Source organism: Serratia sp. CY37869 (genome assembly GCF_052168895.1).
Taxonomy (GTDB): Bacteria; Pseudomonadota; Gammaproteobacteria; order Enterobacterales; family Enterobacteriaceae; genus Serratia; species Serratia ureilytica.
In genome coordinates, this window is sequence record NZ_JBJNLU010000002.1 from 529,261 (window position 1) to 549,887 (window position 20,627).

Sequence of the window (20,627 nt, forward strand, 5' to 3'; positions counted from 1 at the left end):
CGGGAAGAGGTCGCTACAGCTTACAACAGAACGTTGGCGTTAAAGCAAACAAAAGGCGGCCTGAGCCGCCCTTTTGCACGATTGCCGATCCGGCCATTAATTGTAGATGATCGCGGTGCCGTGCAGTTTGTTGTCACCGGTAGTGGCGATGATCTGGAAGGATTTGGCACCCGCCGCGTCGGCTTTGGCCGCCAGTTTGTTTTCCAGGCTGCTCAGGTCGGACGCGCCGCTGACGGTAACGACGCCGGCTTTTTGCAGGTCGGCGGGTTGCGTGTTAACCAGTTCGGCGGCGAAGCTGCCGAAGGAGGCGGAAGCCAGTGCGATGGCTGCGATGGTCATTTTCAGGTTTTTCATGGTCTTATTTCCTATCAGTGTTCTTTACGATGTTTGTTTTGTAAGGTCGTTAAATTAATTAACGATCGATAATTTAATGTTAGATGCCGGTTTGACGGATTGCAAGTATTTTTTTAATGCTCGTTAATTAATTTTTTTTACGCCCTGGCGTTGTGAGCAATAAGGGTATGCAGTCCACAGGCTTAATACTTTGTTATTGATAGATTTCTGCAGTGCCATGCAGCTGGTTGTTGCCGCCGGCGCTGGTGATGCGGAAGGATTTGGCGCCGGCCTGATCGGCTTTGGCGGCCAGGCTGTTTTCCAGCGAGGTCAAATCGGACGCGCCGCTGACGGTGATGACGCCCACTTTTTGCTGGTCGGCCGGTTGGCTAGTGACCAAATCGGCGGCGAAGCTGCCGAAGGAAACGCTGGCCAGAGTGAGGGCGGCTAAGGTTAGTTTTAAGCTTTTCATGATGTTAATTCCTTTTCGATAACGGTCAATAGAGGGTTTTAATCCGGTTCGCTAATTTTTATTAACGATCGATAACTAAATGCTAATCGGTTCTCGACGAGGGCGCAATATTTTTTTATAATGATCGTTAAGTTATTTGTGCTAAGCCTGCTGTGGAGCGGGATAGGAGAGGAACGATGAGCATCAATGAAGCGGTCTGCGGCAAGAAAAGCCGTGGCAGACCCAAACAATTTGATCGCGACCGGGCGTTGGAAAGCGCACTCGATCTGTTCTGGCGGCACGGGTATGAAGCCACCTCGCTGGCCGATCTGGTGGAAGTGACCGGCGCCAAGGCGCCGACGCTGTATGCCGAGTTCGGCAACAAAGAAGGGATGTTCCGCGCGGCGGTGGAGCGCTATCTGCAAAAATACACCACCTGCACCAACCAGTTGTTGGAACAGGATGTGCCGGTGGCCGAGATCGTCGAGGCTTACGTGCGTTCTTCGGTTCAGGTCTTCACCGATCCCGATACCCCCTCCGGCTGCTTTATGGTGTGCGCCTCCGCTGCGCTGTCGTCCGCTTCCGACGACGTCGCCCAGATGCTGCGCAAAAAGCATCATGCGCAGGAAGCGGCGCTGAAGGCCTGCTTCGATCGCAAGGTGCAACAGGGCGAGCTGCTGGCGAAAACCGATACCGCGCTGCTGGCGAAATACGTGATTTGCACCATTGAAGGCATGTCGGTGCAGGCGCGAGAAGGGGCAAGCCGGGACGATCTGTTGCGGTTGCTGGAGGCGCTGATGCTGGTGTGGCCGCGGCTCAGCCAGATTGGCAATAAGGTGTAGAAACAGGCCCGGTTTTTACCGCAATGCTGATCAGTTAATCCTGAGTGGCATTTTTTTATCCAGCTTCTGGGCGTTCTGTGCAGGGGAATTGCCGTAAATGTCCTGCATTTCTCTATGGCCAACATGAACGGCAATTGGAGGGGCCGATGGCGCGGCCCCTCCACCCGCGCCTTTGCTTAACACCGTCTGTCCGCTATGCGGATACCCTCGCCGCGCCTGCATTGTCTGGCGGGTCGGCTGCGACAAACGTCCCTGTTAGTCTCGCCTCAACCGGCCTTCCCTGGCCGGTTGCCCCTGACAACGCCGTCTTGCTCGGCAGCCGGTGATGCGCGCCCAAGGTCAACACCTGAGCTGGCAGCTACCGGGAAATCTGTCGCTTATGAGGTTGTGGTAGAGAAGTTGGAGATGAGCACGGTGTTGGGCGCCCTTGAAGACGCCGAACGCAGACGTAGCGCATTAGGCGAAACCGCCATGGACGGCGGTTTCAGGTGAGACAGGCAGGGACGCCTGTCGCAACCGGCCTCAATGCGCTATGGCGGAGGGAGGGGAGTTGGCAAAGCCAACCGTCTGACAGGGCAAAGGCGCGGGTTGCCAGGGGCCGCGCCTTCGGCCCCTGGCTCGGTCGAGGTGTGGAAGCCACATGGGGCATCTCACTTTTATCGACCGAAAATTTCACGAACGCCTGCATAAAAACGCTAACTGACCAGCATTACGGTTTTTACCGGGCCGTATACAGCGTCACTGACTGACCGGGATCACCGCGCCCTGGTACTTCTCGCGGATAAAGTCTTGAATCGGCTTGGAGTGCAGCACTTTCACCAGCGCCACGATCTCCGGCTTGTTCACGTCGGCTTTGTGCACGGTGATGATGTTGGCGTACGGGTTGTTTTCGCCGCTTTCGACCGCGATCGGATCCTTGGTCGGATTCAGCCCGGCGTCGATGGCGTAGTTGGCGTTGATCACCACGGCGTCACCTTCGTTGTTGTTGTACATCTGCGGCAGCAGCGCGCCTTCAACGTTAGCCTGGAACTTCAGGTGTTTCGGGTTTTCCACCACGTCGGCGATGCGTGCATCCACCTTGCTCACCCCTGGCTTCAGCTTGATCACGCCTTCCCGTTCAAAGATTGACAGAATGCGGCCTTCTTCCGCCACCGCGTCGCGCATGATGATTTTGCCGTTTTCCGGCAGATCTTTCAGGCTCTTGTACTTCTTCGAGTAGATGCCGATAGGCTCAATATGGATCGCGCCGGCGCTGACGAAGTCGTAGCTCTTGTCGTCGGCGTGGTCTTTCAGCACCGAGTTCAGGTAAGGCACGTGCTGGAAGTAGTTGGCGTCGATGTCGTGGCTGGCCAGCGCGGTGTTCGGCAGGATGTAGTCCTGGAAGCGCTTGATCTGCAGATCGATGCCTTCCTTCGCCAGTATCGGTTTGGCCTGTTCGAGGATCTCGGCGTGCGGCACGTTGGAGGCGCCAACCACCAGCTTGGTCGCCGCGGCGGCGCCGTAAGAGGCGAGGGTGGCGACAGAGGCGAAAGCCAACATCAGTAGGTGCTTTTTCATCATCGTTTTCCTTGGTTAATTAACGTTTATCGAGCGTTCTTGTCAGGGTGTCGCCAATGAACTGAATGACGAAAACGATCAGCAGGATCGTCAGCGTCGCCACCAGCGTCACGTCACTGTGGTTGCGTTGGAAGCCTTCCAGATAGGCCAGGTTGCCCAGGCCGCCGGCGCCGATCACCCCGGCCATCGCGGTGTAGCTCACCAGCGCGATCAGGGTAACGGTGATGCCGGAAACCAGCGCCGGCGAGCTCTCCGGCAGCAAGACGCGGAAAATCAGGGTGCGGTTTTTGGCGCCCATCGAGCGCGCCGCTTCGATTACCCCTTTGTCGACCTCGCGCAGCGCGATCTCCACCAGCCGGGCGTAGAACGGCGCGGCGCCGACGATCAGCGCCGGCAGGGCGGCGTCCGCGCCGAGAATGGTGCCGATCAGCGACTTGGTGAACGGGATCAGCAGCACGATCAGAATGATGAACGGAATGGAGCGGAAGACGTTGACCAGCACGGAGATCAGGGTGTAGACCGTGCGGTTTTGCAGCAACTGCCCCTTCGAGGTTAAAAACAGCAGCACGCCGAGCACGATGCCCAGCACCAGCGTGGCCAAACCGGCGATGCCGGTCATGTACAGCGTTTCCCAGGTGGCGTCCCACAGTTGGTCCAGACGCAGGTGGGGGAACAGGGATTCAATCATGTTGGATAACCTCGACGGCGATGTCTCTTTCGTTCAGCAGGCTGAGCATGTCGGCGACGTGTTGTTCGTTGCCTTCGGCGTGGATGTACAGTTCGCCGAACGAACCGTTGAGGGTGTGGCTGATCTTGCCGTGCAGAATGTTGACGGTGAGCGGGTAGCGCCGAATCACCTCGGCGATCACTGCCTGATGAGTTTGTTCGCCAACGAAGGTCAGCTTGAAGATCGCCCCCGGCAGGTGGGCGGTGAGCTGCGGGTTGAAGCTCTCAGCCGTGTCCGCATACTGCGACACCTGTTTGACGAACTGCCGGGTGATCGGCTGCTGTGGCCGGGTGAACACCTCGAGCACCGGCCCCTCTTCGACGATGCGGCCGTTTTCCATTACCGCCACGCGGTGGCAGATTTTGCGCACCACGTGCATTTCGTGGGTGATCAGCACGATGGTCAATTTCAGCTGGCGATTGATGGCCAGCAGCAGGTCGAGAATGGCGTCGGTGGTTTGCGGATCGAGCGCCGAGGTGGCCTCGTCGCACAGCAGCACGCTCGGGTTATTGGCCAGCGCGCGGGCGATACCGACGCGCTGTTTCTGGCCGCCGCTGAGCTGCGACGGGTAGGCGTTTTCGCGCCCCTGCAGGCCAACCAGCGCGATCAGTTCCGCCACGCGCGGGGCAATCTGCGCCTTGGGGACGCCGGCTATCTGCATGGAAAAAGCGATGTTTTGGCTGACGGTGCGCGACCACAGCAGGTTGAAGTGTTGGAACACCATGCTGATTTTCAGCCGCGCCTGGCGCAGGTGGCTGCCTTTGGCGCGGGCGATATCGAATCCGCCCACGTCAATGCGGCCGCTGGTGGGCTTTTCCAGGCCATTGAGCAGGCGGATCAGCGTGCTTTTGCCGGCGCCGCTGTAGCCGATGATGCCGTAAATTTGCCCGGCTTCTATCGCCAGGCTGACGTCGTCAACCGCCACGACGCGGCCCTGTGCGCTGTCAAAAGTTTTGCAAACGTTCGAAAGAACGATCATAGCGAAGCGGATCCTTATTGATACATCACAGCATTCCGTCCGGGGCGCGTCGCGCCGGACAAGGATCGTTCGGCTTTTCGGCGGGGCACAACCCGGCGGGAAGTGACGGACGGAACCTCTGTTGCGGGTGAATACCGGGCAATCCTACCGAGGGTTGATAGTGACAGGAAGAATGTAAAATCTATTACTTATTCTGATTTGATATATTAGGCGGCGGGCGAGAGAAGGGGGAGAAAACCGGCCGCAGGGCGGCCGGCGGGGGCGGACTAGCGTTTTTCCAGCTTCATGTGCAGCAGCGGGAACGGGTTGCCCTGGCCGTCGAGCGGTGAGCGGCCGGTGATGACAAAACCGTAGTGGCGGTAGAAGCCGCTGGCCTGCGGATTTTGCTCGTTCACGTCCAGCTGCAGCTCATCGTGCAGCGTTTCCGCGTGGGTGAGCAGCGCTTTGCCCACGCCTTTGCCGCGCTGATCGGCGTCGATAAACAGCATCTCCACCTTGTTGCCGTTCAGACCGATAAAGCCGCAGGGATGCCCCGGCTGCTCTTCGGCCACCCAAACGTTGACCGCCGGCAGATAGTCGTTCAGCACCAGCGGGAACAGTTGTGCGATGTTGTCTTCGGTTAAAAAGTGGTGAGTGGCGCGCACCGAACGCAGCCAGATATCTGCCAATTGCGCGTTGTCTTCCGCCGCGCGTGCTCTGATGGTAATCATCGAACTCTCTGCTATCTAAGTTGAAGGAAAAGAAACTAGATAGAGGTTTTGTGGGGTTAGTGCCGAATTAACGTGGGTTAACGCCCTGCAAAGCGCCTCTGCAGTGGATCGAATAGGCCCGCCTGGTTGCAAGCGGTATAACAACTGTAATTCAGTAAGTTAAAGCTTTCAACCGCCGCAGGGCGCAATGAGGCGCTCGCCGCGTGATACACTGGCCGCTGAATGAGCAAGAGGGCGGCAGGATGGAAGCGGTACGCGCAGCGATAGAAAAACAGGTGCTCAGCCTGACCGGGTTGGCGCTCGGCGGCGTCGATTTTGAGAATCCGCCCGGCGATCCGGGGCTGTTCGGCCCGCAGTCTGTCATCTGGCAGGTACACCGCGATTTCACCCCGATGCTGTGCGGCGGCGTCAGCGCCTTGCTGTTGCAAATGCTGCACCCGTTGGCGCTGGCCGGCGTATGGGAGCACTCCAACTTCCGCGACGATATGATTGGCCGCCTGCGCCGCACCAGCCAGTTCGTGTCGGTCACCACCTTCGGCCCGACCGCCGAGGCGGAGCGGCTGATCGCCAAAGTCAAAGCCATCCACCTGCGGGTGACCGGCGTCGGCAGCGACGGCACGCCCTATGCCGCCAGCGATCCGGCGCTGCTGACCTGGGTGCACGTGGCGGAGAGCAGCCGTTTTCTGGCCAGCCACCTGCGCTACCGCAACCCGCATCTTTCCCGCGATTTGCAGGATCAATACTATCGCGAAGCGGCGCGCGTGGCCGCCGCGCTGGGGGCGACCGCTATCCCTCAGTCCTGCGCGGAAGTAGACGACTATCTGCAGGCGATGCGGCCGCAGCTGGTCTGTGACGAACGCACCCAAGAGGTGGCGCGCATTCTGCTGAAGGCGCCGGCGCCGAGCGCGTTGGCGCGCCCGCTCGGCGGGGTGGTGATGCAGGCGGGCATCGATCTGTTGCCCGATTGGGCGCAGCGGCAGTTCGGCTTTCATCCGGGCGCGTTGCGGCGGCGGCTGGTGCGAACGGGGGCTGCAGGCCTCGGCAAAGTGCTGGGCGCGTCGATGCGCAACGGTTCCTATCAGCGCGCGGTGCGGCGCATCACTCAGGCGTCATGAGCCGCAGCCGCTATAATTAACCTTTGTTTATCTTCGTTTACGGCCGTTTTTGAGACTTTTACGGGTGATCCGGCCAGTAATGCGTTTTACACTTGAGGGCAAAGCCACATTCCATTTTTTGCGCGCAGCCGATTCTGCCGCGCCCTGACCCTATTGAGGTGATATGAACGAGTCATACGTACTTGCTGAAGTCAGCAATGAGAACCAGACGCTGGTCGCGGTGGTTCAGCAAGATCACCGGGCAGCCTATTTTTACATCTATCCCGCCGAAGCCTACAGCGATCGCTATCAGGTGCGCGCCTGCTGGCTGCGCAATCTGGCCGCCGCGCCGTTGCAGGAAGATCGCGCCGCGCTGGAGCAGGGGCAACCGCCGATGCTGGCGGCGGAATTTTGCCGCAACCTGGAAGGGGAAGCGCCGCTGAACCCGGAAGGGCTGATGGTGGTGTGGAGCGAAAGCGACGACGGCGCGGCCCTGTGGTATTACGGCCAACTGCTGGCGGTGATCCCCGGCTGGAGCCTGTATATCGACCATTCGGTGTGCTATTCGGCCAGCTGCATCAAGGAGAGCCCGTTGGCCTATCCGCTCGGTTCGGCCTCGACCAACACGCAATATGCGCAGGCGGAAAGCACCCGCCAGTTTTGGCGCAGCTGGCAGCGTGAAGAGGGCAATCCGTGGCCGAAGATGCAGCGCGATTTTCAGGCGCGCTATGAGCAGCATTTCGGCCCTTCGGTAAAATACTACGCCATCGATCAGGGCAAGTGGCCGCCGATGGCCATCACTCAGCACGAGCGCGACGGCATCTATTACTTCCTCACCATGGGCGTCAGCATTCGGCCGATGCCGTGGGTGGAGATCCTGTTCAACGATGAGGCTTCGCGCTATCGCCGCATGGAGATGGCGATCGCCATCGACAGCCAATACATGACCGAAGACAACGCGGTGCAGATGGCCAGCGCGCTGGCCGGTTTCGCTCACGCCCCTTGGGCGCGGCTGACCTGGATCGGCGAAGGGCATACGCTGGAGTCCGACGTGGCGCCGTTGGGCTATGAAGGCTATATTTTATCGTCGTCCTTCTACCCGCATCACGCGCACCTGACGTTGCCTCAGCAGTATGGCGACCCGGTGAACCTGTTCTGGGCCAGCCCGGTGTTTACCGCCGAGCGCCAGCTGGCGCACGCCACGCCGAACGGCGGGCACGATCTGGTGCACAGGCTGCGCGAGCAGGGCGTCGACCATATTTTCCGCCCGCGCCAGCCGGTGTGCTGACGCGACTTGTCTTGTCTTCTCTTCGGGAGCCGCCATGACCAGCGCGCTGTTGATTATCGATGTGCAGGAAGGGTTGTTTACGCCGCCGCCGGCGGATGCCGCGGGCACCGTTGCGCGCATCAACCAACTGAGCGAGCGCGCCCGCCAGGCGGGTGTGCCGGTGATCGTGATTCAGCACCATACGCCGGACGACGAACTGCCGCACGGCAGCGCCGCCTGGCAAGTGCTCGCGGCGCTGAAGGTGGCGCCGGGCGACCATCGGGTGGATAAAACCACGCCGGACTCGTTCCTGCGCACTTCGCTCGGCGCGTTACTGATCGCCAACGGCGTATCGCAGTTGGTGGTTTGCGGCTACTCCACGCCGTTTTGCATCGATACCACGGTGCGCAGCGCGGCGGCGCACGGTTATCCGGTGACGTTGGCGGCGGATGCGCATACCTGCCACGACAAATCCTATGCCGATGGTTTGCTGATCCGTACCCACCATAACGAGACGTTGTCGAATATCGACAGCTTCGGCGTGCCGATCCGCGCCGTGCCCGCGGCGGACATCGTGTTCTGAGTACGGAAAACGGGGGCCAACGCCCCCGTTCGTTATTTCAGGCCCGCTCGTCGCGCCGCTACCTTGGCCAGCGCCGCCCAGTCCAGATCCGCATCCCCCTGCGCCATCGCGTCGAGGAAATTGTCTTTCAGCACCCCGGCGAACGGCATCGGCGTATGGCTGTCGGCGCCGGCGGCCAGCGCCAGCCCGACGTCCTTCAGCCCCAGCGCCAAGCGGAATCCGGCGGGTGAATACTTCTCGGCGGCGATCAGCGCGCCATAGCCCTGATAGGCCGGGGCGGCGAAGACGGTACCGCTCAGCATCTGCAGGTAGTCGGCGCCGGAAACGCCGTAGTTGCGCACCAGCGCGCTGCCTTCCGCCATCGCTTCAATGGCGCTGGCCAGGGTAAAGTTGGTGGCGATTTTGACCACGTTGGCCTGCGCCGGATCGGCGCCGAAGTGCCAGGTTTTCTGGCCGAGGGCATCGAACAGCGGCTGCGCTTGCTTCAGTAGCTCGCTATCGCCGGCCGCCAGAATATTCAGCTTGCCGGCGGCGGCCACGTCGACCCGTCCCAGCACCGGCGCGGCGAGATAGCCGATGCCGTGTTCCGCATGCAGCGCCGTCAAACGCTGGGCGAGTTCGACCGAGATGGTTGCCATGTTGATATGCAGCGCGCCCGGTTTCATCCGTTGCAGCAACCCGCTGTCAACCACCACCTGTTGCGTGGCGGCATCGTCGGCCAGCATGGTGATCAGCACGTCGGCATCGGCCAGCTGCTCCGGCCGTTCGGCCTGCTGCGCGCCGGCACTCACCAGCGGCTGCGCCGCCTGCGGCGAACGGTTCCATACCGTCAACGCAAATCCCGCCTTCACCAGGTTAGCCGCCATGGCGCTGCCCATCCCACCCAGTCCGGCAAATCCGATCTTCATCATGCGCTCCTTTTTCAGGTTGAAGGTTTTACCCTAGCGCGCCAGGCCAGGAACGCAAATGCCGGAGTGTAACGCCGTCTTACGCGCCGGCGGCGGGCTATTGACGCGCTGCCGCTGCGGGTATACCTTGATGGCATGAATATATCGATGCACTCCACCCACAATCAGTCATGGTGGCGCCTCTTCTGAGGCGGCACGAGTATTCACATCTCTTTTTAATGCCGCCGGTTTGGCGGCATTATTTTTTGTGGCGTTGATCCGGCGGTCTACAGACCTTCAGGAGCACTGTCATGAGCTACACCATTCTTACCGGCGATCGCGCCACCGGCCCACTGCATTTAGGCCACTTCGTCGGCTCGCTGCGCCAGCGCGTCGAACTGCAGCACCAGCATAACCAAACGGTGATGGTGGCGGATCTGCAGGGCCTGACCGACAACGGCAACAACCCGCAAAAAATCAGCGCCAACGTGCTCAACGTCGTGGCCGACTATCTGGCGGTCGGCATCGATCCGCACAAGACTACGATCTGCCTGCAGTCGGCGCTGCCGGCGTTGGCCGAGTTGACGATGTACTACCTTAATCTGGTCAGCGTGGCGCGGCTGGAACGCAACCCGACGGTGAAAAGCGAAATCGCCGAGAAGGATTTCGCCCGCAGCCTGCCGGCCGGTTTTTTGATCTATCCGGTCAGCCAGGCGGCGGACATCACCGCCTTCGGCGCCACCCACGTGCCGGTCGGCGAGGATCAGCTGCCGATGCTGGAGCAAACCAATGAGATCGTGCGGCGTTTCAACCACATCGTCGGCCAACCGATATTAACGGAGTGCCAGCCGCTGTTGAGCAACGTCGGGCGTCTGCCGGGGCTGGACGGGCAGGGCAAGATGTCGAAATCGCGCGGCAACGCCATCCAGCTTGGCGCCGGCGCCGACGAGGTGCATAAGGCGGTGATGAGTATGTTCACCGACCCCGGCCATCTCAACGTCAGCGATCCCGGCCGGGTGGAGGGCAACATGGTGTTCACCTACCTGGACGCCTTCTGCGAAGACGCCGCGCTGGTGGCGGATCTGAAGGCGCACTATCGGCGCGGCGGGTTGGGGGACGTGAAAATCAAACGGCTGCTGGAGGATTGCCTGCAGAGCCTGCTTGAGCCGATCCGCACCCGCCGCGCCGAATTCATCGCCGATAAAGGCGAGCTGACGCGCATCCTGCAGCACGGTACCCGCCGCGCGCATCAGGTCAGCCAACAGACGCTGCAACAGGTCAAGACGGCGCTGGGGCTGGACTTCTTCACCCTGGCGTGAGGCGAACGCCGGGGCGGCACGCGTCACGCCCCGGCCATAAAACGATCATCCCACTGTCATAAACTTATCCGTTAATAGGTGCCCATAATGATTAGCCACTGAAACCAGAGAAATCATATGGCTCAGGCACTGTTAAAATTGGCACAGCACGACTTTCCAGGGCAGCACGCCGCCGCATCCCGCAAAGTGTTATCGGTAAAGGGGCTCGGCAAGGCCTACAAAGCGCAGCAGCGCGTGCTGGATGACATCAATTTCGATCTGCACGCCGGCGAATTCGTGGCGGTGATCGGCCGTTCCGGCGCGGGCAAGTCCACGCTGCTGCACACCCTGAACGGCACCATTCCTTCCAGCTGCGGCGAGATGCTGCACTTCGAAGACGATGGTGCGGCGCAGGATATCGCTCAGCTGGCCGGCCGCCAGATGCGCCAGTGGCGCGCGCGCTGCGGCATGATCTTCCAGGACTTCTGCCTGGTGCCGCGGCTGGACGTGATGACCAACGTGCTGCTGGGCCGTCTGAGCCATACGTCCACTCTGAAATCCTTCTTCAAACTGTTCGATGACGCCGACCGCGCTCGCGCCATCGAGCTGTTGCAGTGGCTCAACATGCTGCCGCACGCGCTGCAGCGCGCCGAGCACCTCTCCGGCGGCCAGATGCAGCGCGTCGCCATCTGCCGCGCGCTGATGCAAAACCCGCAAATCCTGCTGGCCGATGAGCCGGTGGCGTCGCTCGATCCGAAAAACACCCGCCGCATCATGGACGCGCTGCAGAAAATCAGCGAAGACGGCATCGCGGTGATGGTGAACCTGCACTCGGTCGAACTGGTGAAAGAGTATTGCTCGCGGGTGATCGGCATCGCCCACGGGAAGATCGTGTTTGACGGGCATCCTTCGCAACTGAACGAACGGATCCTGCACCAGCTGTATGGCGAAGAAGCCAATCAGATCCATTGAAGCACTTTTGACCTTTACCCTTTACACACAAGGCACACCTAATGAAAAAAGTATTGAGTCTGACCACCCTGATGGCCGGCGCGATGATGGTATTTAATGCTGCCGCAGCGGATGCGCCGAAAGAGCTGAACCTGGGCATTCTCGGCGGCCAGAACGCCACCCAGCAGATCGGCGATAACCAGTGCGTGAAGCAGTTCCTGGATAAAGAGTTGAACGTCGATACCAAGCTGCGCAACTCGTCCGACTATTCCGGCGTGATCCAGGGCCTGCTGGGCGGCAAGATTGACCTGGTGCTCAGCATGTCGCCGTCGTCGTTCGCTTCGGTTTACATCAAGGATCCGAAAGCGGTGGACATCGTCGGCATCGCGGTTGACGACGTCGACCAGTCGCGCGGCTACCACTCGGTGGTGGTGGTGAAGGCCGGCAGCCCGTACCAGAAACTGGAAGACCTGAAGGGCAAGGCCATCGGCTTCGCCGATCCGGATTCCACCTCCGGCTTCCTGATCCCGAACCAGGCGTTTAAAAAGCTGTTCGGCGGCACGGTCGACAACAAATACAACAACACCTTCTCCAGCGTCACCTTCTCCGGCGGCCACGAGCAGGACATCCTCGGCGTGCTGAACGGCCAGTTCGAAGGCGCGGTGACCTGGGCGTCGATGATCGGCGACTACAACACCGGCTACACCAGCGGCGCGTTCACCCGCATGATCCGCATGGATCATCCGGACCTGATGAAACAGATCCGCATCATCTGGCAGTCGCCGCTGATCCCGAACGGCCCGATCCTGGTGAGCAACTCGCTGCCGGCCGACTTCAAGGCCAAAGTGGTCACCGCCATCAAGAAGCTGGATAAAGACGATCACGCGTGCTTTATCAAAGCGATGGGCGGCAAACAGCACATCGGCGACACCACCCTGGCGGAATACCAGACCATCATCGATATGAAGCGCGAGCTGACCAAAGGCGACCGTTGATTCCCGGCTGCCTCGGCCGCCCGAATGAAGGGGTTCAGCATGCTGAACCCCTTGTTCCATAACGATGGAAGACCTGTTTTGAATACCGATTTCGCACACTATTACCAACGGATCCGCAGCAAGCAAAAGCGCGAAGCGCTGCTGTGGTCGCTCGGGCTGGTGGTGCTGTACCTGGGCGCCGGCAACCTCGCCGAGTTCAACCTGCACACCGTCTGGGTGTCTATTCCGCACTTCTTCGACTACCTGGCCGAAACCGTGCCGACGCTGCACTGGCACCTGCTGTTCGCCGATGGGCGTACCGAAGGCTCGCTGGCCTACTGGGGCTATCGCCTGAACATTCAGCTGCCGCTGATCTGGGAGACCCTGCAGCTGGCGCTGGCGGCGACCATTTTCTCGGTGCTGGTGGCGACCGTGCTGGCATTTCTGGCGGCCGGCAACACCTATACTCCGGCCTCGGTGCGGCTCGCGATCCGCACGCTGGTGGCGTTCTTGCGCACCATGCCGGAGCTGGCGTGGGCGGTGATGTTCGTGATGGCGTTCGGCATCGGCGCCATTCCCGGCTTCCTGGCGTTGGCGCTGCACACCATCGGCAGCCTGACCAAGCTGTTCTACGAATCGCTCGAAACCGCCTCCAACAAACCGGTGCGCGGGCTGGCGGCCTGCGGCGCCACGCCGCTGCAGCGCATGCGCTTCGGCCTGTGGCCGCAGGTGAAGCCGGTGTTTCTCTCCTACAGCTTCATGCGGCTGGAGATCAACTTCCGCCAGTCGACCATTTTGGGGCTGGTGGGGGCGGGCGGCATCGGCCAGGAGCTGATGACCAACATTAAACTCGACCGTTACGATCAGGTCAGCATGACGCTGCTGCTGATCATCGTGGTGGTTTCCGTGCTCGACTACGTGTCGGGTGAGCTGCGCAAGCGCGTGGTGGAGGGGGCAAAATGACAGCGGGCACTCCGGCATCGGCGGAAACGCTGCGCCAGTTGAAACAGCAGCATCCGGCGATCTTCGCGCAGCAGGGGCGCTACCTGCGCACCGTCGGCCTGATCGCCTTGGCGATCGTGCTGTACTACGTGTTCTTCTTCCTGGTCTTCGGCATTAGCTGGCCGCAGTTTATCAACGGCTGCCAGCAGCTGGGGCGCTATTTCCTGCGCATGTTCGTCTGGCATGACTTCGCCAACTGGCCGTTCATGTACTACTTCCAGCAGATCGGCATCACCATCGCCATCGTGTTCGCCGGCACCATCACCGCGTCGCTGATCGCGCTGCCGCTGTCGTTCTTCGCCGCGCGCAACGTGATGTCGACGCCGCTGCTGCGGCCAATTTCGGTGCTGGTGCGCCGCTTGCTGGACGTGCTGCGCGGCATCGACATGGCGATCTGGGGGCTGATCTTCGTGCGCGCCGTCGGCATGGGGCCGCTCGCCGGGGTGTTGGCTATCGTGATGCAGGACGTCGGGCTGCTGGGTAAACTGTACGCCGAAGGCCATGAGGCGGTGGACAAGTCCCCCAGCCGCGGCCTGACGGCGGTGGGCGCCAACGGGTTGCAGAAGCACCGTTACGGCATCTTCACCCAGTCGTTCCCCACCTTCCTGGCGCTCAGCCTGTACCAGATCGAGTCCAACACCCGCTCAGCGGCGGTGCTGGGCTTCGTCGGCGCCGGCGGCATCGGCCTGGTGTATGCGGAGAATATGCGGCTGTGGAACTGGGACGTAGTGATGTTCATCACCCTGATCCTGGTGGTGGTGGTGATGATCATGGACAAGGTCTCGTCGATGCTGCGCAACAAGTACATCATCGGCGAAGATATCCCGCTGTATCAGCAAAAAAGCCAAATCGATTGAGAAACCCCTTGCCGATCCCTATACTGCCGCACATTCAAGGTGTGCGGCCATACCCGTCATACTTGGAGCTGCCTCTTTGTTGGCTGCATTTGCGCGCCCCGGTCACATAGTTAACTATGCTTCGGGGGCTTACAAATTTGCCGCCGCGATGCAACTCCAATTATTTTGGGTATGGGGCATTTTTTTACAATGCGCACGTCCCCGTTAGACAAGTAAAGGCAATGCAATCCCATGATGAACAACGACGTGCTGCGCAGCGTGCGCTATATGCTGAGCATTAACAACGCCAAAATGGTCGAGATTATCAAACTGGACGATTTCGAGGTGGCGGTGTCGGCGATGGACGCTTACGTGATCAAAGAAGGCGAGCCGGGCTACGAGAAGTGCCCTGACGAAGTGATGGCGCACTTCCTCAACGGCCTGGTGTTCTTCAAGCGCGGCAAGGACGACAAGTTCCCGGCGCCGGCGGTTGAACTGCCGATCACCAATAACCTGGTGCTGAAAAAGCTGCGCGTGGCGTTCGAGCTGAAAGATACCGACATGCACCAGATCTTCACCGCGGTGGACTTCCGCATCTCCAAGCCGGAGCTGAGCGCGCTGTTCCGCAAAGAGGGCACCAAGAATTACCGCCCGTGCGGCGATCAGATGCTGCGCTACTTCCTCAAAGGGTTGGCGCAGCGCGTTCGCGGCGAGTAACGCGCAGCGTTCACCGAACATCAGGCGCAATCGCAAGGTTGCGCCTTTTTTATTGTCTCCTCCCTCCTACCTTTGTTGTACTGGCCCTCAGCCACCCGCCATCGATGGAGGGCGTGCCGCCCATCCGGTTACTTTTTTAGGGTTCGTTCAATTCAATGTCGATTGAAACGTAAAATCCAGAGGAGTAATTCAATGGCTCAAATGTCAAAAGAAGATCCGCAGTTCAACGCAAAAAATGTCGCTGCTCAGGTCAATGACGGCGGCGAATTCGCTGAATATACCCCTGAGCAGTTCGGCGCCGTAGGCGATGGCCTGGCTGACGATCGAGATGCCGTTAGCGCCATGTTCGCTAAAGTGGCGATTGACGCCGCTAACTCGATGAAAAAACGCCAGGTCAGAATGGCGAATGTCTATCGGTTGACGTTGGGTTCGGCTTGGCAGTCTCTACAGATCCCCAGCAACTGCCATATTTATGGCGGTGGTGAAATTCACCTGGATGACGATACGCCTCAAATCAACATTTTTAATACCGTGGAACAGTCGAATTTCATCGTGGAAGATCTGAGGATCACGAGAAAGGTGACTCAGAAAGATGCAGATCCTATTTGGTGGTATGCCACTCGCGCGTGTACCGGCATGGCTTTCACCCGTTGTGAAAACTTCACCGTGAGAAATTGCGTCATCAGCATGCATACCGATGCTTTGGGCCTTTCTGACTGTACGTCAGTTACCCTTGAGAACAATTTACTTAAAGATCTGGGTGAAGAACCTATCGCCGTTCGTGGCGGACGCCATATTACAATCCAGAATAACGAACTGACGAATCACCAAGGTGACGGGATCTTGCTGAAAACGGGCGTGAACCGAGATGCTTATGACATCTTGATTGTGAACAATCATATTCATGATGGACATAAACCCGCTAAACCCGCTGGGGCCGGGCATACGCAAAGAGGGGGCGGGGTGACATTGAATAATGAAGTGACCGGCACGCCTCATTCATTCACTAACCTGACCGTTGCCAATAACCATATTGTTAATACCAGCTATGGCATCTCGCTGGGTGGAATCAGTGACATTAATATCTCTAATAACTACATCAAAACGATCGAAAGGTTCGGCATTCAGATCGACTATTCCTTAGTGAATAACCCCACCAAAATCCCTACGAATAATTCACGAATTATCGGGAATCACGTTGAAGATACCGTTGAGAATGGCATCGACTATCACGGCAATAACGATATTTCTGTCGCTGAGTCCGTTATCGCAGATAATTTTTTAAATTTCTGCGGCACCTCCAATTCCTCGGCCTTCAATGGCATTGCCGCAACGGAGGCGACCCTCTCAGGCAATATTATCAATAATTGCAAGGTTGCCCTGTTCACCAATAGCTGCGTGATGACCGGCAACAAGATAACCAACTCCGGATGGACCAGCAGCCAGGTATGGATCAAGCTGTACGGCGACCGTACGGTGTTTTCCGGCAATCGGGTCACGGACTCTGGGTTTGGTTATATCCGTTTCTTGAATGGGAAAAACGCCATTATTGAAGGGAATGTGATTAAACTTGCTTCTCCCGCTCGGGCGCTGGAGTTAGGCGGGGCATTTGACGAAACGACTCTCATTGGCAAGAACGTCTGGGATTGCGCTTTTAAACCGATTCTCTCTACGCTTGCAGGGGTAACGGGCAATCAACTCATTCAGTATTCCTTCCCGAATGAAGGCGTGCCCCACATTACCCCTCAGATGTTCGGCGCGAAGGGCGATTGGAATGATACAGCTGGCGTTGGTACGGATGATACGCAGGCGTTTAAACAGGCTATCGCTTATGCGATTAGCCAAGGCTGCAAGAAGCTCTATGTTCCTGCCGGCAACTATTACATTACAGATACCTTAAATTTAGGGGGAGAAAACTACACCGGAGATAAAGGCATTGCGATAGAGGGTGAAAATTGGATTAGTACGAAATTCTTCTTTAAGCCGACGTCTAATGATCATGCGTGTTTTGAGTCGAAAGGCGGTTCCGGGATCCATACCAACAGATATATCAGCGATGTGACGATTACGCCGGCCAAGGGCGCGTTATATACGGGCACCGGCTATCGGATCAATGGTTCCTGTTTCATGCGGCATGAAAGATTGCTGATTATGAAGTTTTTTGTGAACTTACATCTGTTGAACGGCTATGCCGGTGCGTTTACCGAGTTCGTCAGTTTTCACTCTTGCCGGTTCCACCGTGGCTTGTCGAACATCTTGATGGAAAGCAATGGCGGGGATAGCTCCTTCCACGGCGTGGGGTTCCATGAAATTCAATGTCAGATCAAGGTCTCCGGCAATCCGGGCGATGGTGGCACAAATACGGATGCCGGCGTGGGGCTGGAGTTGAGAGGAAACGCCAACAGCGTAACGTGGTACAACGGTTTCTGCTATATCCACCTGTTCGGCGGCGTCGGCGCTACGGCGATCAAACTCACCCGAACCAACACCGATAACATCCTGGGGCAGTTTACTTGCGAAGGTGAAACTATTCTTCAGAGTGATGGAAGCACCTTTGAATGTCGGGGCGGTTTCTATAACGTGGGTAATACCACTTACAATGTGGCTGCAGAACCGGTAAACGGCATCGCGGCGGCATTTGTGTTTGATAACATGCTGAGCAATACGACAAGATTCGCCAACGCGGCAATCGCCGATATGGCTCCTAGGCAACTTCCGTGGTCCTTGGCGGACAGGGCCAGCCATGGCGCTTATCCGGCCATTTTCCATGGTATCAAGGACGGCTCCGATAACCTGTTCTATGCCGCCAAAGGAGGGAGTACCAGCTACCATTACTTTGGCGGCATTTCTCCAGGCAATAACCTTCAGGGGTTTGAACCGGGCGTCAGGTTGGCTCAGGACGGGGCTTCTTTAATTAGTTTTTCACCTAAGTTTACGCTTGGCGCTAATAACAATACGACCAGCAGCGGCGTATCCATCTCCCCGGCGGATTTTTCGCCGCAGAAGGATATCGCGACCGCCTTAGGACAACCCTCATTTAAATGGAGCGGGTTGTACACCAAGCAGTTAACGGTTGCGGATAATGGCATCTATCCGGCCGGTAACGGCGCTTATCCTATTGGTGGGCCGAATAACCAATTCTCCTCCGGCCACATAAAAGTGTTGAATATTTATGATTCAGCGAACGTGAACGGAGATCCTGTAGGTGTCAGAGTTGCTGTCCCCGCTTCGGCCGTTGCGCCCGGTAAAATAGGCCAATGGTCGGCAGACTCCACGTTCTTTTATGTTTGCACGGCGGCCAATACCTGGAGAAGGGTAGCGCTCACCACATGGTAGGTACTGAGCTTGCGGCTGACGGCTGACCTATCCCCATCGGCCTGTGGGGCGGCGTGTGCGTCGCCCCGGTTTTTCCTCTGCGTCATCCCGCCATTGCACTCTTTTTGTTCTCCCGCTGCGCGCCGCTGGTGCAGCCCGTTTGCCGCTGCTGTCATAAGTTTTAATTATAATTTATTGAAATCATGAGATTAAAAATTGGCACGCCGGTTGCTCTGTTGAATCCCATCTTGTGTACCAGATGGAATTCAGTCGATGAGCGAACCTGTTGTAGCGTGCGGTTTTACCCTCAGTGAATGGCAACACCATTACCAAACCCGCCCGGCGGGCGAACGCCTTGCCTGCGTCAGTGCGACGATCGAAACGCTGGTCGCCGGGCTGAACCCAGACGATAACGCCTGGCTGTATCTCGCCACGCCGGCGCAGCGCGAGCAGCAGTACCGGCAGCTGGCACAGAGGCTCGAGGCGGTCGCCGGCGATCTCAGCCGCCTGCCGCTGTTCGGCGTGCCCTTCGCCATCAAAGACAATATCGACGTTGGCGGCTGGCCGACCAGCGCCGCCTGCCCGGCGTTCACCTATCAGGCCGCGGCGGACGCCACCGTGGTCGCCCACCTGCGCGCCGCCGGGGCGATTGCCCTTGGTAAAACCAACCTCGACCAGTTCGCTACCGGGTTGGTAGGCACTCGCTCACCGTATGGCGCAGTGGTCAACAGCTTCGACAGCCGCTACGTCAGCGGCGGTTCCAGCTCCGGCTCCGCCTCGGTGGTGGCGCGCGGCCTGGTGCCGTTCGCGCTCGGCACCGACACCGCCGGTTCGGGGCGCGTGCCCGCCGGGTTCAACAACATCGTCGGGCTGAAGCCGACCAAGGGGCGGTTGTCCAACCGCGGCGTGGTGCCGGCCTGCCGGTTGAACGATACGGTGTCGGTCTTCGCGCTGACGGTGGCCGATGCCGCGCTGGTGGCGGAACTGGCGAGCGGCTTTGACGCGGCAGACCCGTATTCCCGCCCCGATCCGCATACCGCGCCGGCGGATATCCCCGCCGCGCCGCGTTTCGCCGTTCCCGCCCAGCTGGAGTTTTTCGGCGATGTTCAGGCCGAGCGGGCGTTTCACCGAGCGCTGGCGCAGCTGCAGGCGGGCGGCGCCACGCTGGAACCCCTCGATTTCGCGCCGTTTCGCACTCTGGCGGAACAGCTGTATTACGGCCCCTGGGTGGCGGAGCGCACGGTGGCCATTGAGCAGGTGCTGGAAGCGAGCCCGCAGGCCATCGATCCGGTGGTGCGCGGCATCGTCGGCAACGGCCTCGGCTACAGCGCCTGCGACGCCTACAAGGCGGAATACCTGCGCGCCGAGCTGGCGCGGCAAATCGCCCAGCGGCTGGCGCCGTTCGACGCGCTGGTGGTGCCGACCGCGCCCACTATCCGCACCCTGGCGGAGATGGCGCAGGAGCCGGTGCTGTTCAATTCGCAATTCGGCACTTACACCAATTTCACCAACCTGGCCGATCTGAGCGCGCTGGCGCTGCCGGGGCCGCTGCGCGAAGACGGTCTGCCGGCGGGCATCACCCTGATTGCGCCCGCCTGGCATGACCGGGCGCTGGCGGCGTTTGGCGTGCGCTGGCAACGGCAAAGCGCCTTGCCGCTCGGCGCTATCGGTCGGGCATTGCCGCCGCAGCCCACGCCGGCCCCGTCTTTGGGACACGTGCGTCTGGCGGTAGTGGGCGCTCACCTCAGTGGCATGCCGCTCAACGTCCAGCTGACGCAGCGCGACGCGGTGCAGGTGGAGCAAACCGCTACCGCCCCCTGCTATCGCCTGTATGCGCTGGCCGATACCGAGCCGCCGAAGCCGGGGCTGGCGCGCGCGGCGCAGGGGGCGGCGATCCGCGTTGAGCTGTGGGACATTCCGCTGGCCCGTTTCGGCGAGTTTGTGGCGGAAATCCCGGCGCCATTGGGCATCGGCACGCTGCTGCTGGCGGACGGCCGGCGGGTGAAGGGGTTTATCTGCGAAGCCTGGGCGCTGGAAGACGCGACGGATATCACTGAGTTTGGCGGCTGGCGCGACTATCTCGCCAGCGTTAAGGGGGCATGAA

The 20,627-nt window shown here is 59.4% G+C and carries 19 protein-coding genes; 12 read left to right on the plus strand and 7 right to left on the minus strand.

The features are described from left to right. Window positions 1-96 precede the first annotated feature (96 nt). Window positions 97-354 (minus strand): multiple stress resistance protein BhsA, encoded by a 258-nt coding sequence (gene bhsA, locus ACJ8J1_RS12840; protein WP_033642311.1) that lies wholly within the window; start codon window positions 352-354, stop codon window positions 97-99. Window positions 355-547: 193 nt separating this feature from the next. Continuing rightward, on the minus strand, window positions 548-805 hold the full coding sequence (bhsA, locus tag ACJ8J1_RS12845) for a multiple stress resistance protein BhsA (protein WP_033642312.1): 258 nt from the start codon (window positions 803-805) through the stop codon (window positions 548-550). Between the two features lie 176 nt (window positions 806-981). On the opposite strand from bhsA (ACJ8J1_RS12845), the gene ACJ8J1_RS12850 reads away from it, so the two are divergent. Continuing rightward, complete coding sequence (locus ACJ8J1_RS12850) at window positions 982-1,626, plus strand: TetR/AcrR family transcriptional regulator (protein ID WP_033642313.1); 645 nt, start codon at window positions 982-984, stop codon at window positions 1,624-1,626. A gap of 738 nt (window positions 1,627-2,364) precedes the next feature. Here ACJ8J1_RS12850 and ACJ8J1_RS12855 read toward each other — a convergent pair. The 4 genes from ACJ8J1_RS12855 to ACJ8J1_RS12870 all read right to left on the minus strand — a co-directional run bounded on the left by ACJ8J1_RS12855 (window position 2,365) and on the right by ACJ8J1_RS12870 (window position 5,599). Beyond that, entirely contained in the window at window positions 2,365-3,183 is an 819-nt protein-coding gene (locus ACJ8J1_RS12855; protein WP_033642315.1) for a MetQ/NlpA family ABC transporter substrate-binding protein, read from the minus strand. A gap of 19 nt (window positions 3,184-3,202) precedes the next feature. Then, the gene (locus ACJ8J1_RS12860) at window positions 3,203-3,871 is read right to left on the minus strand and encodes a methionine ABC transporter permease (RefSeq protein ID WP_033642316.1); all 669 of its coding nucleotides are present in this window, start codon (window positions 3,869-3,871) and stop codon (window positions 3,203-3,205) included. Beyond that, entirely contained in the window at window positions 3,864-4,889 is a 1,026-nt protein-coding gene (locus ACJ8J1_RS12865) for a methionine ABC transporter ATP-binding protein (protein WP_033642317.1), read from the minus strand. Before ACJ8J1_RS12865 ends, ACJ8J1_RS12860 begins: the two co-directional genes overlap by 8 nt. A 266-nt stretch (window positions 4,890-5,155) precedes the next feature. Then, window positions 5,156-5,599, minus strand: coding sequence for an acetyltransferase (locus ACJ8J1_RS12870; protein WP_033642318.1), 444 nt, complete (start codon window positions 5,597-5,599; stop codon window positions 5,156-5,158). A gap of 242 nt (window positions 5,600-5,841) precedes the next feature. Here ACJ8J1_RS12870 and ACJ8J1_RS12875 point away from each other — a divergent pair, with 242 nt between their 5' ends. The 3 genes from ACJ8J1_RS12875 to ACJ8J1_RS12885 all read left to right on the plus strand — a co-directional run bounded on the left by ACJ8J1_RS12875 (window position 5,842) and on the right by ACJ8J1_RS12885 (window position 8,543). Continuing rightward, window positions 5,842-6,714: an oxygenase MpaB family protein gene (locus tag ACJ8J1_RS12875; protein ID WP_033642319.1), complete on the plus strand. Its 873-nt coding sequence runs from the start codon at window positions 5,842-5,844 to the stop codon at window positions 6,712-6,714. A gap of 163 nt (window positions 6,715-6,877) precedes the next feature. Further along, entirely contained in the window at window positions 6,878-7,981 is a 1,104-nt protein-coding gene (locus tag ACJ8J1_RS12880; RefSeq protein WP_033642320.1) for a suppressor of fused domain protein, read from the plus strand. 34 nt (window positions 7,982-8,015) lie between these two features. Then, window positions 8,016-8,543 (plus strand): cysteine hydrolase family protein, encoded by a 528-nt coding sequence (locus ACJ8J1_RS12885; RefSeq protein WP_033642321.1) that lies wholly within the window; start codon window positions 8,016-8,018, stop codon window positions 8,541-8,543. Window positions 8,544-8,575: 32 nt separating this feature from the next. Here ACJ8J1_RS12885 and ACJ8J1_RS12890 read toward each other — a convergent pair whose 3' ends face one another. Then, window positions 8,576-9,451, minus strand: coding sequence for an NAD(P)-dependent oxidoreductase (locus tag ACJ8J1_RS12890; RefSeq protein ID WP_033642322.1), 876 nt, complete (start codon window positions 9,449-9,451; stop codon window positions 8,576-8,578). A gap of 290 nt (window positions 9,452-9,741) precedes the next feature. Here ACJ8J1_RS12890 and trpS point away from each other — a divergent pair, with 290 nt between their 5' ends. From trpS to atzF, 8 genes are all read left to right on the plus strand, one after another. Continuing rightward, window positions 9,742-10,749, plus strand: coding sequence for a tryptophan--tRNA ligase (gene trpS, locus ACJ8J1_RS12895; RefSeq protein WP_033642323.1), 1,008 nt, complete (start codon window positions 9,742-9,744; stop codon window positions 10,747-10,749). A gap of 117 nt (window positions 10,750-10,866) precedes the next feature. Further along, entirely contained in the window at window positions 10,867-11,700 is an 834-nt protein-coding gene (gene phnC / locus ACJ8J1_RS12900; protein ID WP_033642325.1) for a phosphonate ABC transporter ATP-binding protein, read from the plus strand. 41 nt (window positions 11,701-11,741) lie between these two features. Beyond that, the gene (gene phnD / locus ACJ8J1_RS12905) at window positions 11,742-12,674 is read left to right on the plus strand and encodes a phosphonate ABC transporter substrate-binding protein (protein ID WP_004939482.1); all 933 of its coding nucleotides are present in this window, start codon (window positions 11,742-11,744) and stop codon (window positions 12,672-12,674) included. 78 nt (window positions 12,675-12,752) lie between these two features. Then, a complete protein-coding gene (phnE, locus tag ACJ8J1_RS12910) occupies window positions 12,753-13,616 on the plus strand; it encodes a phosphonate ABC transporter, permease protein PhnE (RefSeq protein ID WP_033642326.1) in 864 nt (287 codons plus the stop codon). Next, entirely contained in the window at window positions 13,613-14,512 is a 900-nt protein-coding gene (gene phnE / locus ACJ8J1_RS12915; protein WP_033642327.1) for a phosphonate ABC transporter, permease protein PhnE, read from the plus strand. Before phnE (ACJ8J1_RS12910) ends, phnE (ACJ8J1_RS12915) begins: the two co-directional genes overlap by 4 nt. A gap of 231 nt (window positions 14,513-14,743) precedes the next feature. Further along, window positions 14,744-15,208 carry a DUF1456 family protein gene (locus ACJ8J1_RS12920; RefSeq protein WP_004939471.1) on the plus strand — a complete coding sequence of 155 codons (465 nt, stop codon included), beginning with the start codon at window positions 14,744-14,746 and terminating at the stop codon, window positions 15,206-15,208. Window positions 15,209-15,400: 192 nt separating this feature from the next. Continuing rightward, window positions 15,401-18,544, plus strand: coding sequence for a right-handed parallel beta-helix repeat-containing protein (locus ACJ8J1_RS12925; RefSeq protein WP_033642328.1), 3,144 nt, complete (start codon window positions 15,401-15,403; stop codon window positions 18,542-18,544). A 252-nt stretch (window positions 18,545-18,796) separates the two neighbouring features. Further along, on the plus strand, window positions 18,797-20,626 hold the full coding sequence (gene atzF / locus ACJ8J1_RS12930; RefSeq protein WP_033642329.1) for an allophanate hydrolase: 1,830 nt from the start codon (window positions 18,797-18,799) through the stop codon (window positions 20,624-20,626). Window position 20,627: the final 1 nt, after the last annotated feature.